Source organism: Maribacter luteus, from assembly GCF_009674825.1.
GTDB classification, from domain to species: Bacteria; Bacteroidota; Bacteroidia; order Flavobacteriales; family Flavobacteriaceae; genus Maribacter_A; species Maribacter_A luteus.
In genome coordinates, this window is the sequence record NZ_WKJH01000001.1 from 34272 (window position 1) to 49417 (window position 15146).

General features: G+C 39.3%; 15 protein-coding genes and 1 tRNA gene. 9 read left to right on the forward strand and 7 right to left on the reverse strand.

Annotated elements, in window-relative coordinates; all coding sequences use genetic code 11:
* Positions 1-12: 12 nt before the first annotated feature.
* The 3 genes from GJ691_RS00155 to alaS are packed head-to-tail and all read right to left on the reverse strand — an operon-like array spanning position 13 to position 4259.
* Positions 13-639, reverse strand: a complete 627-nt coding sequence (locus GJ691_RS00155) for a DUF4230 domain-containing protein (RefSeq protein ID WP_154362558.1) — start codon at positions 637-639, stop codon at positions 13-15.
* 37 nt (positions 640-676) lie between these two features.
* A complete protein-coding gene (locus GJ691_RS00160) occupies positions 677-1639 on the reverse strand; it encodes a GSCFA domain-containing protein (protein WP_154362560.1) in 963 nt (320 codons plus the stop codon).
* A 4-nt stretch (positions 1640-1643) separates the two neighbouring features.
* Complete coding sequence (alaS, locus tag GJ691_RS00165; RefSeq protein WP_154362562.1) at positions 1644-4259, reverse strand: alanine--tRNA ligase; 2616 nt, start codon at positions 4257-4259, stop codon at positions 1644-1646.
* Between the two features lie 104 nt (positions 4260-4363).
* On the opposite strand from alaS, the gene GJ691_RS00170 reads away from it, so the two are divergent.
* From GJ691_RS00170 to GJ691_RS00195, 6 genes are all read left to right on the forward strand, one after another.
* On the forward strand, positions 4364-5341 hold the full coding sequence (locus GJ691_RS00170; protein WP_154362564.1) for a M23 family metallopeptidase: 978 nt from the start codon (positions 4364-4366) through the stop codon (positions 5339-5341).
* Positions 5341-5670 carry a MerR family transcriptional regulator gene (locus GJ691_RS00175; protein ID WP_154362566.1) on the forward strand — a complete coding sequence of 110 codons (330 nt, stop codon included), beginning with the start codon at positions 5341-5343 and terminating at the stop codon, positions 5668-5670. Before GJ691_RS00170 ends, GJ691_RS00175 begins: the two co-directional genes overlap by 1 nt.
* Positions 5671-5692: 22 nt before the next feature.
* The gene (locus tag GJ691_RS00180) at positions 5693-6292 is read left to right on the forward strand and encodes a LemA family protein (protein WP_154362568.1); all 600 of its coding nucleotides are present in this window, start codon (positions 5693-5695) and stop codon (positions 6290-6292) included.
* Positions 6293-6300: 8 nt separating this feature from the next.
* Positions 6301-6738: a TPM domain-containing protein gene (locus GJ691_RS00185; RefSeq protein ID WP_154362569.1), complete on the forward strand. Its 438-nt coding sequence runs from the start codon at positions 6301-6303 to the stop codon at positions 6736-6738.
* Positions 6719-7513, forward strand: a complete 795-nt coding sequence (locus tag GJ691_RS00190; RefSeq protein WP_154362571.1) for a TPM domain-containing protein — start codon at positions 6719-6721, stop codon at positions 7511-7513. Before GJ691_RS00185 ends, GJ691_RS00190 begins: the two co-directional genes overlap by 20 nt.
* A gap of 75 nt (positions 7514-7588) precedes the next feature.
* A complete protein-coding gene (locus GJ691_RS00195) occupies positions 7589-8053 on the forward strand; it encodes a hypothetical protein (protein WP_154362573.1) in 465 nt (154 codons plus the stop codon).
* An 11-nt stretch (positions 8054-8064) separates the two neighbouring features.
* On the opposite strand, the gene der is transcribed toward GJ691_RS00195, so the two are convergent.
* Together der and GJ691_RS19465 are read right to left on the reverse strand one after the other, a co-directional pair.
* Positions 8065-9369, reverse strand: coding sequence for a ribosome biogenesis GTPase Der (gene der / locus GJ691_RS00200; protein WP_154362575.1), 1305 nt, complete (start codon positions 9367-9369; stop codon positions 8065-8067).
* A gap of 271 nt (positions 9370-9640) precedes the next feature.
* Positions 9641-10516 (reverse strand): DapH/DapD/GlmU-related protein, encoded by an 876-nt coding sequence (locus GJ691_RS19465; RefSeq protein ID WP_179954980.1) that lies wholly within the window; start codon positions 10514-10516, stop codon positions 9641-9643.
* A 132-nt stretch (positions 10517-10648) separates the two neighbouring features.
* Here GJ691_RS19465 and GJ691_RS00210 point away from each other — a divergent pair, with 132 nt between their 5' ends.
* Positions 10649-11140, forward strand: a complete 492-nt coding sequence (locus GJ691_RS00210) for a GTP-binding protein (protein WP_179954981.1) — start codon at positions 10649-10651, stop codon at positions 11138-11140.
* A gap of 3 nt (positions 11141-11143) precedes the next feature.
* Here GJ691_RS00210 and era read toward each other — a convergent pair whose 3' ends face one another.
* Positions 11144-12031 carry a GTPase Era gene (gene era / locus GJ691_RS00215; protein WP_154362576.1) on the reverse strand — a complete coding sequence of 296 codons (888 nt, stop codon included), beginning with the start codon at positions 12029-12031 and terminating at the stop codon, positions 11144-11146.
* Positions 12018-13382, reverse strand: a complete 1365-nt coding sequence (locus GJ691_RS00220; protein WP_154362577.1) for an alanine/glycine:cation symporter family protein — start codon at positions 13380-13382, stop codon at positions 12018-12020. The genes era and GJ691_RS00220 overlap by 14 nt, the downstream gene beginning before the upstream one ends.
* A gap of 189 nt (positions 13383-13571) precedes the next feature.
* Between GJ691_RS00220 and GJ691_RS00225 the strand changes: the two genes are divergently transcribed.
* A tRNA-Met gene (locus GJ691_RS00225) sits at positions 13572-13644 on the forward strand.
* A gap of 111 nt (positions 13645-13755) precedes the next feature.
* Positions 13756-15138 carry a tyrosine-type recombinase/integrase gene (locus GJ691_RS00230; RefSeq protein ID WP_246200062.1) on the forward strand — a complete coding sequence of 461 codons (1383 nt, stop codon included), beginning with the start codon at positions 13756-13758 and terminating at the stop codon, positions 15136-15138.
* The last annotated feature ends 8 nt before the right edge of the window (positions 15139-15146 follow it).

Genomic DNA, 15146 nt, shown 5'->3' on the forward strand with positions numbered 1-15146 from the left:
AAGCTACCCCACCTAATCCGCAGAAATTTCATCCAACATCCGTAAACCTTCCATGTTCTCGATATCCCTATCCCGGTAAACCAAAGTCCAACCCATGGAATTGGTCAAGATATAAAATTTTGAAAGCTCACTGAACAATCTGTTCCCTGCATTTGATATTAAGGATGAGGCTTCGACCTTTTTCATAAGTGATGCGTTTACGTTACGTTTTATCTTATTATAGTCAGAAGCTTTGAACGGATTCAAATAATCGGCGGTTACATCATAATATTCAAAATCGGGATTTATCTTAATCTCAGGCTCCGGAATACTATTTATTCGTAATGTTCTGGTTTCCTCAATAACTTCAAAATCAATTTTAGTTAAATCATAAGTCACCAAAACCTCGGCATTCACGACTACTAAAGCCTTTTTATCGGCCGTGATTAATGCACCGAATAATTCTTGGGAATCTTTATAGTTATAAACTTCCGCAAAATGCCCTTCGGTTACGATCAGTTTGGAAACATTATTGATCTGCTGTTGTATCAACATAGAGTTTTCCTGTAGAATGGATTTCTCTTTTTTATCTTCCCAACAAGATCTAAATACTAAAATTATTGCCAATGTGATCAAGGCTCCTATTAATATTCTTTTCATTAATGAAATTTATAAAATACGATGATATTTTGACGCATTAGACCGTGAAATCAATAAATGGATGATTTTGCCGTACTTTCTCCATCTTTCGTTCTAACGATTCCACGAATTTACGATGCTGTTCCGATTCAGGATAAAAAGGGCGATGTTGCAGTCCTTTCCGTATCTCTTCAACGGAAGCCATCGTATTCTTTGCATTTTCTGAAATCCAAACCGAACTGAATTTTTCCCAAATATATTCCACTGCCAAATCATTGGGATGTACCAAATCGTTCTTATAAAAACGATAGTCCCTGAGTTCGTCCATGACAAGCTCATAACTTTCAAAATAACTTATTTCGGCTTCAAGTTTGGAATCTTCAAGCACTTCATGCATAGCCGCTATTAAATGAGCCTTACTCCGTTGATTTTCCACAAATCCGTCCTTTAGATGCCTAACCGGTGATATCGTAAACACACATTGTATTTTAGGATCTTCAGCTTGTATCAAATCTATTGTCCTCCTTAAACTTTCAGCGATTTCTGTCACCGAAAGTAATTCCTTGTAAAAGCTCTTTTGAGGAACCTTATGGCAATTGGCCACTATTGTATCCGATTCTTTATGCCGATATACCCATGCCGTTCCCAAAGTAATCAAAACATGGGTCGCAACTGAAAGTTGTTCCTTGGTTTGGGCCAAGGCGTTATTCAGATTCAATAGCAAATTTTCTTTGGATGGATCACTTAAGTCTGAATGTGCATCAAAACAATGCCATCTTTCATTCTGATGAAAAATATCATCCACCGAATAAACCTCCCCTTTTATAACCTTAGAAATAAGCTTCTCAATAGCTTTAGGGTGAAACAAAATCCCAAAAGGATTCTGCATTGTCCTAAACTTAAAATATTCCAATTTTGCCCCTATATTCTCAACAAAACATGACCCCAGCAACAACAACCGGCTCTGATAATCAATTTGTTTTTTCGCCTTCTTTAAAGATACTTGGGTTTGGAGCTTCATGATTTTAGTTAAGATACTCTTTTGCCTTGGCCAATGCCTCATCTATACCTGCAGGGTTTTTACCACCTGCTGTAGCAAAGAAGGGTTGTCCGCCGCCACCTCCTAGGATAAATTTGCCGAGTTCCCGAACGATCGTGCCCGCATTCAGGTTTTTTTCCGATACCAATTCTTTGGAAATATAGCACGAAAGCAATGCTTTGCCATTCTGCTCCGTACCGAAGAGTAAAAACAGATTGTTATGGCTATTCCCCATTTCAAAGGAAAGGTCTTTGATCCCGGCAGCATCCAAATCCAATTTTTTGGCCATGAAATTTATCCCATTCACTTCTTCCAATTCGGACAATAATTCTCCTTTTAGGTTTTTTGCCTTGTCTTTCAACAAAACTTCAACCTCTTTCTTTAATCTAATATTTTCTGCCTGTAGGGCCTCTACCGCCTTAACAGGGTCTTGGGCATTGTTCAGCAGGTCCTTGATTTCAAAAAGGCTGCGATTATTCTGATAATAGAAATCCTTGACGGCATCTAAGGTAATGGCCTCTATCCTGCGTACTCCAGCAGCGACAGCTCCTTCCGATTTAATTTTAAAATGCCAAATATCGGCAGTGTTCTTCACATGGGTACCTCCACACAATTCTATGGATTGCCCAAAACGTATTGTACGAACGGCATCACCATATTTTTCCCCAAAAAGGGCCATTGCCCCTTCCTTCATGGCATCTTCCATAGGCACATTGCGGTTCTCCTGTAATGGTAATTGGCCATCAATTCGTGCATTTACGAAATTCTCAACAGCCCTTAGCTCTTCGACCGTTAACTTGGCAAAGTGGGAAAAATCAAAACGCAGGTATTTAGAATGGACCGCGGAACCTTTTTGTTCTACATGTGTGCCCAAAATCTCCCGAAGTGCTTGATGCAACAAATGTGTTGCCGTATGGTTGGCGGCCGTTCGCTGACGTTGTTTTTTATCGACCACTGCCTTAAACGTTTCAGAAGTGTTCTTAGGCAAGTGCTTCGCAAAATGAACAATTTCATTGTTCTCCTTTTTCGTATCGACAATATAGAATACATCGCCATTGGGAGCCTCCAAATATCCTTTATCACCAACTTGCCCCCCTCCTTCAGGGTAAAAAGGCGTTAAATTAAATACCACTTGATATTGTTCACCTTCTTTCTTAGAGGTAACCTTTCGATATTTCACTAATTTCACCTTGGTCTCTAAAACATCATAACCCACAAATTCCTGCTCGGAGTCGTTCATCAAGATTTCCCAATCGGCTTTGGCCACCTCGGAAGCAGACCTAGACCGATTTTTCTGTTCTTGCATGGCTTCATGAAAACCTTTTTCATCTAACGTATAGCCTTTTTCCTCTAAAATCAATCCCGTTAAATCTATCGGAAAACCATAAGTATCGTATAATTCAAAGGCTTTTCTACCTGAAATCTCTTTGCCGTTGGACTGTTTTACCACATTATCCAATAAAACCAACCCTTGCTCCAAAGTATGTAAAAACGAATGTTCCTCTTCCTTGACCACGTTCTCGATCAATTGTCGTTGTTCTTTCAACTCTGGAAACGCAGTTCCCATATTCTCTGTTAGTACATTGACCAAACGGTACATAAAAGGCTCCTTTGTATTTAAGAACGTAAACCCATAACGAATGGCCCTTCTAAGAATCCTACGTATAACATAGCCTGCTCCGGTATTACTGGGCAATTGTCCGTCCGCTATTGAAAAGGCCACAGCGCGAATATGATCGGCGATTACACGAATGGCAATATCGGTTTCTTCTTTTTTACCATAATCCTTCCCGGTAATGGCTTCAATCTCACGGATGATCGGGGTAAAAACATCGGTATCGTAATTGGACTGTACCCCTTGCAATACCATGCACAAACGTTCAAATCCCATTCCCGTATCTACATGTTTCTCTGGTAAGGGCTCCAAACTTCCGTCCGCCTTACGATTGTATTGCATAAAAACCAAGTTCCAAATCTCTACGACTAGCGGGTGATCTTTATTGACCAAAGAAGCCCCTGAAATTTTAGCTTTTTCTTCCGCCGAGCGAATATCTACATGAATTTCCGAACAAGGACCACATGGACCTTGATCTCCCATTTCCCAAAAATTATCCTTTTTATTGCCCATTATGATACGGTCCTTGGGCACAATGGCGCTCCATAAATCATACGCTTCCGTATCCATTCCAAGTTTATCGGCATCATCACTACCCTCAAAGACCGATACATATAAACTGTCTTTATCGATTTTAAGGATATCGGTCAATAATTCCCATGCCCAAGCTATTGCTTCAGTTTTAAAATAATCACCAAAGCTCCAGTTACCCAACATTTCGAACATGGTGTGGTGATAAGTATCTTTACCTACCTCTTCCAAATCATTGTGTTTACCACTTACCCGTAAACATTTCTGTGTATCGGAAACACGTTTGTTCTTGACCACACTATTCCCCAAAAAGAATTCCTTAAACTGGTTCATGCCCGCATTGGTAAACATCAATGTCGGATCATCTTTTATGACCATGGGCGCAGAGGGTACTATCTTATGGTTCTTTTCCTTAAAAAAGTTCAAAAATTGGGTCCTAATATCCTTGGAATTCATCTAAAATGGTAAGGTTTTAATAATTTTAAGTAATTGTGCGAAACAATTTTTATATTTGTTTGTTTCGAAAAATCGAATGCACAAAAATAGGATAAAATCCATTCATGTCTAAAGTAAAGTATTATTACGATCCGGACACACTTTCATATCGAAAGATAGAGCCAAAAAAAACTAAGCGATTCCGCAATATTGCTTTGTTTATCCTAGGCTCATTTCTTTTTGGGCTACTTTCCTTGGTGCTCTTGCTGAACACCAATCTGATAAATACCCCAAGGGAACTTTCCCTACAACGGGAAGTCAAGAACTACGAATTGCAATTTGAGCTTCTAAACAAAAAAATGGAGCAGATTGAAGATGTTCTGGCCAATGTAGAAGATCGCGACAACAACATATATAGGTTGTATTTTGAGGCGAACCCTATTCCTGATGAGCAGCGACGCGCTGGTTTTGGTGGGGTAAACAGGTATAAGGCACTAGAAGGCTTCAATAATTCGGAAATGGTCATTGCCACGACCAAAAGAATGGATATCATCAAAAAACAACTGGCCATACAATCCAAGTCCTTGGACGAGATCACCAAATTGGCCGAGGAGAAAGAAAAATTATTGGCGGCCATACCGGCGATTCAACCAGTGAACAACGAAGACCTTACCCGAATGGCTTCTGGCTATGGGTGGCGAACCGACCCTTTTACAAAGGCACGTAAAAAACATTGGGGAATGGATTTCACCGCCCCGAAAGGAACCCCCATTTATGCTTCGGGAGATGGTACGGTCACTAGAGCGGACAATAATTCTTCGGGTTACGGGAAGCACATTCGTATTGATCACGGCTATGGCTATTTAAGCCTATATGCACATATGAGTCAATACAACGTAAAGAAAGGGCAGAAAGTAAAACGAGGAGATCTTATTGGATTCGTTGGTAACACCGGACGATCACAAGGACCCCATTTACATTATGAGGTTTGGAAGGACAACGAAAGAATAAATCCTATCAACTTCTATTATGGCAGTTTAACCCCCGAGGAATTCAAGAACATGTTGAAATACGCCAATCAAGAAAACCAATCCTTGGATTAATGCATATAGACTTGCCCGAGAAAAGATATTATGGTATTGGCGAGGTTGCCAAGGCATTCGGTGTAAACACCTCCTTAATACGTTTTTGGGAAAAAGAATTCGATGCTTTAAAGCCTAAAAAGAACGCTAAAGGCAATCGTAAATTCACTCCACAGGATATAAAAAACCTTCAATTAATCTATCATTTGGTGAAAGAAAGGGGATTTACGCTTGAAGGGGCTAAAACACATTTAAAAGAGGAAAAGCAAAAAACCTTATCTAGTTTTGAAATCATCCAAAAATTGGAACGGGTAAAAAGTGAGCTTATAAAAATTAAAGATCAACTATAAATAACTATAAACACAGACGAACATGAAAAAATGGTTAATTCCCTTGATTATACTGGCCGTAGTAGCCTTTGGACTGTACCAATGGGGTGTAGGTTTTAACAATACAGCCATAAAACTGAAAGAAACATCAACAAAAACCTGGGCCAATGTAGAGAGTGCCTACCAACGTAGAAATGACCTTATAGATAACTTGGTGAAGACGGTACAAGGAGCAGCGGATTTTGAAAGGGGAACACTAACAGATGTTATCGAAGCAAGGGCTAAAGCTACATCGGTCTCTATTGACCCAACCAATATCACCCCTGAACAATTGGCAAAATTCAATGAAGTGCAAGGAGGTTTAAGTGGAGCTTTAAAAAGTCTCTTGGTTACCGTTGAAAGGTATCCCGACTTAAAGGCCAACCAAAACTTTTTGGAATTGCAATCCCAGCTAGAAGGAACTGAAAACCGAATCAATGTTGCTCGGGATCGTTTCAATGCCACGGTTGAACCCTATAACAATCACATAAAGACCTTCCCTAATTCCTTATTGTCAGGGTTATTCAATTTTGAAGAACTATCTTACTTCAAATCAGAAGCTGGGGCAGAACAAGCACCAGACGTGAATTTCGATTTTAAATAGACCTTACCATGTCTAAAGTAGAAGATTTATTAACGGCGGAAGAAGAGCAGGAAATTATCCAGGCCATTGTAGATGCCGAAAAGAAAACTTCTGGGGAAATTCGTGTTCATTTGGAATCCAGAACGAAAATCGATCTACTTGACCGGGCCAAGGAGGTATTCCATTTACTGAAGATGGATAACACCAAGGAAGAAAACGGAGTACTTATTTATGTTGCGGTAAATGACAAAAAGTTTGCCATCTATGGCGACCGTGGCATAAACAATGCTGTTCCTGAGGATTTCTGGAAATCTACAAAGGATATAATTGAGGCCCATTTTAAAAACGGAAGATTCAAAGAAGGGCTTATAGAAGGTATAACAAAAGCAGGAAAGGAGTTGGAAGTACATTTCCCATGGCATCATGGAGATGTAAATGAGCTGAGCAATGAAATATCTAAAAACTAGTTTACTTGTATTGTTTTTGTTCTGGGGATTGGGTTCTTACTGCCAATTCCAGATACCCGAAAAACCTAAAAAAGAAACGAGTGTTTACGACTACATAGGTCTATTAGGTGAAAACCAAAAAAATAACCTAGAACAAAAACTCATACGATATTCAGATAGTACCTCTACCCAAATAGTCGTAGCCATTATCAGTTCTACCGAAGGTGAGGAAATAAAATACTTGGCAACACAATGGGGACATTCCTGGGGAATTGGCCAAAAAGGCAAGGACAACGGTATTTTCATTTTATTAGCTAAAGACGATAGACATATAACCATACAAACAGGTTATGGGGTTGAAGGTTCATTGACAGATGCCATGTCTAGAAGAATCATAGAAAATGTCATTATACCCCAATTTAAACAAAATGATTTTTATGGTGGACTGAACAACGGGGCCGATGCCATTTTTCAGGTTTTGAGTGGAGAATTCAAAGAAGAACGAACCTTAAACGACAACCCGGGCATACCGTTTGATACCTTTTTACCCATCATTATTTTCATAGTGATCATGATCATACTTTCCAGTCGTAACCGAAGAAACGGAGGTGGCAAAGGTGGTGGCAGAAAATCCGGACTCGACCTATGGGATGTTATCATCCTTAGTAATATGGGGCGCGGAGGCCGTTCCAGTGGCGGATTTGGTTCCGGTGGTGGCTTTGGTAGTGGCGGTGGTTTCAGTGGTGGCTTTGGCGGAGGCGGCTTTGGCGGAGGCGGGGCTTCCGGTGGTTGGTAATCAAAACTTTTGTTTTTCCTTTAGGATGAAAAGCAACCCTTTCCTCATTTGTTTATCTTCTCAATAAAAATACATATGGTTTTAAAGAAGATTTTTATTGGTTTACTCTTTTTATCTTTTATATTTTCTTGTGAGGACGATAAAACCGATTGTTCCGCAGTTTTATGTTTAGGCTCTCCTTCTATAGGTTTTGATATTCTGGCTAATGGCACTACTATTTTTTCCAATGGAGATTATACTTTAGATAATATCACCATTGAGGGCGAAACAGCCATGGAAACCAATATTTCCCTTGTGTCGGATTTAGATTCTACCCAAAATCCCATTCTTTTTATTCAAAATCCTAATTGGACCGAAGGCGAGTATGTATATACCGTGCACTTAGGAAATGAAGAACTATTTCAAATGAAAGCAACCTTCATTAAATCAGAGGCCCAAAACAATTCTTGCTGTGGTAATGTGGCAATAGTACAAAGTCTGGAGATTAACGGAAGTCCACTTGAAAAAACCAACGGATTCTACATTATTTCCCTAGACTAAAGTTGATTTGACTACTTTTTTCTCATAAAGACCTTGATCGGTACTCCAGAGAAATCAAAATTCTCCCTCAGTTTATTCTCCAAATACCTCTTATAAGGCTCACGCACATATTGCGGTAGATTGCAAAAAAATGCAAATTGCGGATATGGCGTTGGCAATTGGGTACAAAACTTGATTTTCACAAACTTTCCTTTATACGCAGGAGGCGGATAATTTTCAATGATTGGCAGCATAATATCATTGAACTTACGGGTAGGTATTTTTGTATTTCTGTTATTATACACCTGCACCGCTGTTTCTATTGCCTTATAAATACGCTGTTTGGTCAGTGCAGAAATAAAAAGAATAGGAACATCTGTAAAAGGTTCAATAGCCTTTTTTATCTTTTCAGTGTACTGTTTCATGGTATTGGTCTCTTTATCCTCTACCAAATCCCATTTATTGACCAATATCACGATACCTTTATTATTTCTATGTGCCAACCAAAAGATATTGGCGACCTGACCGTCAAAACCCCTTGTAGCATCCATAACCAACAGGCAAACATCACTATGCTCAATGGCCCGAACGGAACGCATGACCGAGTAGAACTCAAGATCTTCCTTTACTTTGGATTTTCTACGGATGCCGGCAGTATCGACCAAATTGAATTCAAATCCAAAACGATTGTATTTAGTATCGATACTATCACGTGTAGTACCTGCTATATCGGTAACAATATAACGTTCTTCCCCGATCAACGCATTTATAAATGATGATTTACCTGCATTGGGCCTACCTACCACGGCAAATCTTGGCAATTCACTTTCTTCCTCCTCAATTTCCGGTAACACCTCAACCAACGCATCCAATAACTCACCTGTGCCACTACCATTGATACTCGATAGCGGATAATATTCCCCTAATCCCAGTCCGTAAAATTCTACGGCATCTTCTGCCCTTTTGGCGTTATCAACCTTATTCACGGCTAAAAAAACCGGTTTTTTCACCCTACGTAATAATTTGGCGACATCTTCGTCCATACCGGTAACACCAGTCTCAACATCAACCATAAAAATTAGGGCATCGGCCTCCTCAATAGCCAACTCAACCTGTTTATCTATCTGCTGTTCAAAGATATCATCACTACCAACCACGTAACCTCCAGTATCGATCAATGAGAACTCTTTGCCGTTCCAATCGCTCTTACCATAATGTCTGTCACGAGTTACGCCACTTACAGCATCAACAATAGCTTCCCTCCTTTGGATCAAACGATTAAAAAAGGTAGATTTCCCAACATTTGGCCTTCCAACAATAGCGACTATAGCACTCATACAACTTTATTTTGGCGCAAAGGTAATATTAATTAATATGCCAAAAAGTATAACTTAGGCCAAAAGGTTTTAGATGTCAGTAGATTGATGAAGAAGCTGATCAACCAAAACTACTTGCAATTGATTTTACAACAGGATATGGAATTTTAAATTTTCCAAATATGCGTGGATTTAATTGATTCAAATCAATAAGGCAAATGATTGGTTTCACTTGAATAAAAAGGCATGATTGAAGTGCCACCAAAATATGACGCATTGATATCAGCCTTCATTAGCTACAACACGAAGAATATTCCTGCACCATCTTTCTAACGAACTTAGCTGGATTTCCAACCCACAGTTCTCCGTCAGGTATATTTTTAGAAACAACACTACCTGCCCCTATCATGGCATTTTCACCAATAGTTATTCCCCCTAGGACAGTAGCATTTGCACCAATTGATGCTCCTTTCTTTATTATGGTTTCCTGGAACTTCTTTGGATAACTCTTTGACCTAGGATATTTATCGTTCGTAAAAGTAACATTAGGTCCAATGAAGACATCATCTTCAATCCTCATTCCGTCCCAAAGATAAACTCCACATTTAACCGTAACATTATCCCCTACAACAACATTATTTTCAATAAAGGTATGACTATTAATATTGCAATTTTCTCCAATTCGGGCATTCTTTAGAATTACACTGAATTGCCATACTTTGGTTTTGACACCAATATTACTGGTCTGCACATCGGCCAATCTGTGTATAAAAATCTTATTTTCAGGTGTTTGATCTTTGAATGAATGAAGATAATCATTTTGCACTACCATTCTACCATTACTTACCGACAAATTTCTTTCTGTATTCAATGTTGGCAGATAAGAGGATATAAAATTAAAATCGGGTATAATCTTTAAGACCCTGTCAACGACCATACTTTTCTCCCGATCGTCTTTAATTGCTACTATTCCTCCATAAATATTATGCTTATCAATAAGATAAGGAAGATCTGATTCATTCCCAAGAACAGGGAATCCATTATGCTTTCTACCTTTTTTTTTAAAAGAATCTACATAGCCAATAAATTCGTAATTCTCTTTACCAACTACAGAATCCAAAACTCTACAATGCTCTCCTGATGCTCCAATTATGACAATATTTTTCATTCCAAATGGGGGTTTTGGTATTTCATCGATGATATTAACCACTTAATCGATTACTCAAATATAGAAAAAAAAGGGCATAAGCAGTATCTTTTGGCTTTTTTTGTTAAATTCCAGAATACTTAAAAGTCAAACATGAGCATTTTACCGAATGAGATAGTCCTGCGTCCTAGGTTTCAAATTGAAATGGCCAAATCCAAAGATTCAATTTTAAATTCCTTTGAAAAAGCAGACCTACCACCCTTTTTGGTGAAGCGAATAGATGACCACGTATTCATAAAGTTCAATAGGAAAAAAGTCCATTTTTGGTCACCACAATTACATTTGGAAATAAATGATTTGAATGAAGGTGGCAGTAAAATTTATGGTCTGTTTGGGCCAAACCCTACGCTATGGACCTTTTTTATGTTCCTTCATTTTGGGGTAGCCACCATTTTTATAGGATTAGGTGTTTGGGCCTATTCGAGTGCCTCATTAGGTAGGCCATTGACCCTTCAAATCGGATTAATGGTTTTTATGGTTCTACTCTGGTTTGTTTTATACGCCTTTGGAAGAGCCGGAAGAAGTAAAGGAAAACCTCAAATGCATGAATTGCACCAGTTTATGAATCGTATTTTGGAAATATGACCTTTATTTTTTATTGTAACCAAAACGTTTCAATTGTCGGGCATCATTTCTCCAATTCTTATTTACCTTAACATACAACTCTAAATGTACCTGTTTGCCGAAAAACTTTTCCAAATCCTTACGGGCCTCAATTCCGACCCGTTTTAGCGCACTACCTTTATGGCCGATGATGATTCCTTTTTGGGACTCACGCTCAACCATAATTACTGCTCTCATGCGAATGATTTCAGGCTCTTCAAAAAATTCCTCGGTTTCTATTTCAACGGAATATGGAATTTCTTTCTTGTAAAAAAGAAGTATTTTTTCCCGTATGGTCTCATTTACGAAAAACCGCTCAGGCTTATCGGTAAGTTGATCTTTGGGGTAATAGGCGGGAGATACGGGGAGTAATTCAAGAATACGCTCAAACACCCCCTTAACGTTAAAGTTGTTCAATGCCGAAATTGGATGTATCTCAACTGATGGCAATTGTTCTTGCCAATATTGCACCTGTTCTTCCAGTTCTTCTTGGGTGGAAGCATCGATTTTATTCAACAAAAGTAAAACAGGTATTTTACTGTTTTCTATTTTCTTGAAGAACTGCTCATCTTTTAATGCCTTTTCCCCTATTTCGACCATATATAGTAATACATCCGCATCTTCAAAGGCCGACTTTACAAAATCCATCATGGACGATTGTAATTCGTAGGCTGGTTTTATGATTCCAGGTGTATCGGATAAAATCATTTGAAAATCGTCTCCGTTCACAATACCCAAGATGCGATGACGGGTAGTCTGTGCTTTAGAGGTGATAATGGAAAGCTTCTCACCAACGAATGCATTCATTAATGTAGATTTACCCACATTGGGGTTTCCTATTATATTTACGAATCCTGCTTTATGCTCCTCCATTCTTCAACTTTTTAAAATATTCATTTGCAGCCTTATTCACTTTTGGTGCCAACAATAAGACTGCTATCATATTGGGAATCACCATTAAAGCATACGATAAATCGATAAGGTTCTTTACCAAATCCAACGAGGCAACCGCTGCGAATACGATCATGACCACAAAGTACCAATTATAGAATTTACCGATTTTCGCATTCGTAAGAAACGACAAACACTTAACACCATAATACGAATAGGTGAATAATGTAGATAGCGCAAATGCGGTTACGATCAACATCAATAAATCATCACCAAAACCATAAAGCGTCTTTTCAAAAGCGGAAAGCGTCATTACAATACCACTTTGATCTTCAAGATACGCTCCACTGAGAATAATAACAACAGCGGTAAAGGTACAAACCATAATCGTATCTATAAAAGGCCCCAACATGGCGACAAGCCCTTCCTTTATCGGGTTATCCGTTTTTGATTGCCCGTGGTACATTGGCGCACTACCCAGACCGGCCTCATTCGAGAACATGGCCCTACGAACCCCTATGATCACCAACCCCCAAAAACCTCCGGTTACTATGGTATTGAAATTCCAGGCTTCGGTTATTATCATTTTTAGAGCAGGCATAATCTCAGAGGCATTCAATGCCATTACCACAACTACTGCAATCAAATAAACAGCCACCATAAAAGGTACTATGGCAGAAGCCACTTTGGCTATTTTGGTTAAACCCCCGAAAATCACAATAGAGGTTACCCCTGCCAATACAAAGCCTATAGTCCATTTCCAATTAACATCACTCATCGCATAAATCGTCTGTGATGGCTCTATGACACTCATAAAAGTTTCAGTAAATTGATTGGCCGTAAATACCCCCAAAAAACCAAAAAGTCCGCAAATAGCAAAAAATATAGCCAAGGGCCTTGCTTTTTCACCCAAACCTTTGGTAATATAATACATGGGACCTCCTTGCAGATTACCATCGGCATCGGTTCCCCTGAACATTATTGATAGACTACAGGAATAAAATTTGATGCACATTCCTATAAGGGCGGTCATCCAAATCCAAAAAACCACGCCTGGCCCACCATCGTGAATGGCAATAGCAACTCCAGAAATATTACCTAAACCCACAGTGGCCGCTACCGCGGCAGAAAGGGCCTGAAAGGAACTCACATCCCCTTTAGCATCTTTCTTATCATGTTTACCCATAGTGATGGCTATGGCATGACCAAAATACCGATAGGGTAAAAGCTTGGAATAAAAAACAAGAAAAAGTCCGCCTAAAATAAGTAGAATGAACATGGGCCATTCTGTATAAGGTAACATCTTTGCAATAAAATCATTGATAAGGTCCATGGGCTATAAAAATTCGAAGATATGGAATTTTAAGAGTTTTAACTTAAGTGGGTTCTTAAAAAGATTATCGCAACAAGTTTTGATTATACCAAGAAACCGTTGTATATTTGTCGCCCGTTACAAATAGTAGCGCTCATCTTGTCAGGGTAATGAACTGAAGTTTCACAACAAGAAAGATGAAACCCATATCGCGGGGTAGAGCAGTAGGTAGCTCGTCGGGCTCATAACCCGAAGGTCGCTGGTTCGAGTCCAGTCCCCGCTACTAAGGCGTAACCGCTATAAACAAACGGATTGTGAACTACAATCCGTTTTTTTTATGCCTTGTATTTCCGTAATATTACGTTCAGTAAACAAAAACGTAAACACTTTTTCCATGAAACCGAACTATATCGAGCCAAAAATCTATACTGGTGGAATCGATATTTCAAAGTGGTCCTCCCTAACTAAAACGCAACAAAACGATGCGTTGAAAAAACAGTGGTTCGTCTATTTTTCCTTCCGCGATCCCAAGACCGGTAAACAAAAAAGGCAACCTTATATAAAAGGTGGGGCCAACAGGTATAAAGACAAGACAAAGCGATTGCAATTTCTGAAGGTCCTTCAGCGCAACCTGCTCCTTTTGCTAGAAGCAGGCTTTGACCCGTACAAAGACAATTCGGAACTTGAGGCCAAATTTCTTGGAAAGCCGAACGAACCAAAACTAGGCACTGTTCCTAAACAAGTATCCAAAGCTCCTGCAAAAGAGGTGATCGCCCCCTTAACCTCCCCTCCCACAAGGACAACGTGTAATAGTATGGTGAACGACCCCGTACATGAAGAGAAATCGAAACCAGAAGAAAAAGTTTCCGTGGAAGAAGCTTTCGAAATCGGGCTACGAATCAAAAAAAACACCCTGAACGACAATTCCTATCCCAAGTACAAAAGCCGTATCAATAGATTCCAGCGATGGCTTGAAGAAAACAAAAAGGAGATTGACAACATTAAAAGCATCAACAAGAAAACCGTGATTCAATACCTGAACTCCGTACTTGAAAAAACAAGTCCCCGCAACCGTAACAATGCACGTACGGCTTTAAGTTCGCTCTTTACAACATTGGTAGACAACGAACTGATACCGGAGAACTTTATCCTTAGAATAAATGTAGAAAAGTCCATTCCTGAACGGAACAAGACCTACACACCCAAGCTAGTCGAGGACATTGACCGATATCTAAAAGAACACGACCCCATACTGCGATTATTCATACAATTCATTTCCTATAATTTATTGAGGCCCATAGAGGTATGTCGATTAAAGGTCGGCGACCTTGATATATCCGATCGCAGAATATATGTACGCGCAAAGAACAAACCGGTCAAGATAAAGATCATTCCAGAGATCTTATTGGACGAATTACCCGACATCTCTAAAATGAATAAGGAAAACCCACTATTCACCCCTAATGGTTTAGGAGACTTGTGGAACGTTTCCGAAACAGAAAAACGCAATTACTTTACTAAACGGTTCAGAAAGGTCAAGAATCATTTCAATTTAGGTAAGGATTATGGGCTCTATAGTTTCAGACATACCTATATCACCAGAATGTTCAGGAAAATGGAACGGACAGCCACCCCGTTAGAGGTAAAAAGTAGATTGATGCTCATTACAGGCCATACGACACTGACCGCACTTGAAAAATATTTACGGGATATCGATGCAGCCTTGCCCGAAGATTATTCACAACTTTTAAAACCAACGAAAACTTCCAATAGCTAAATATTTTT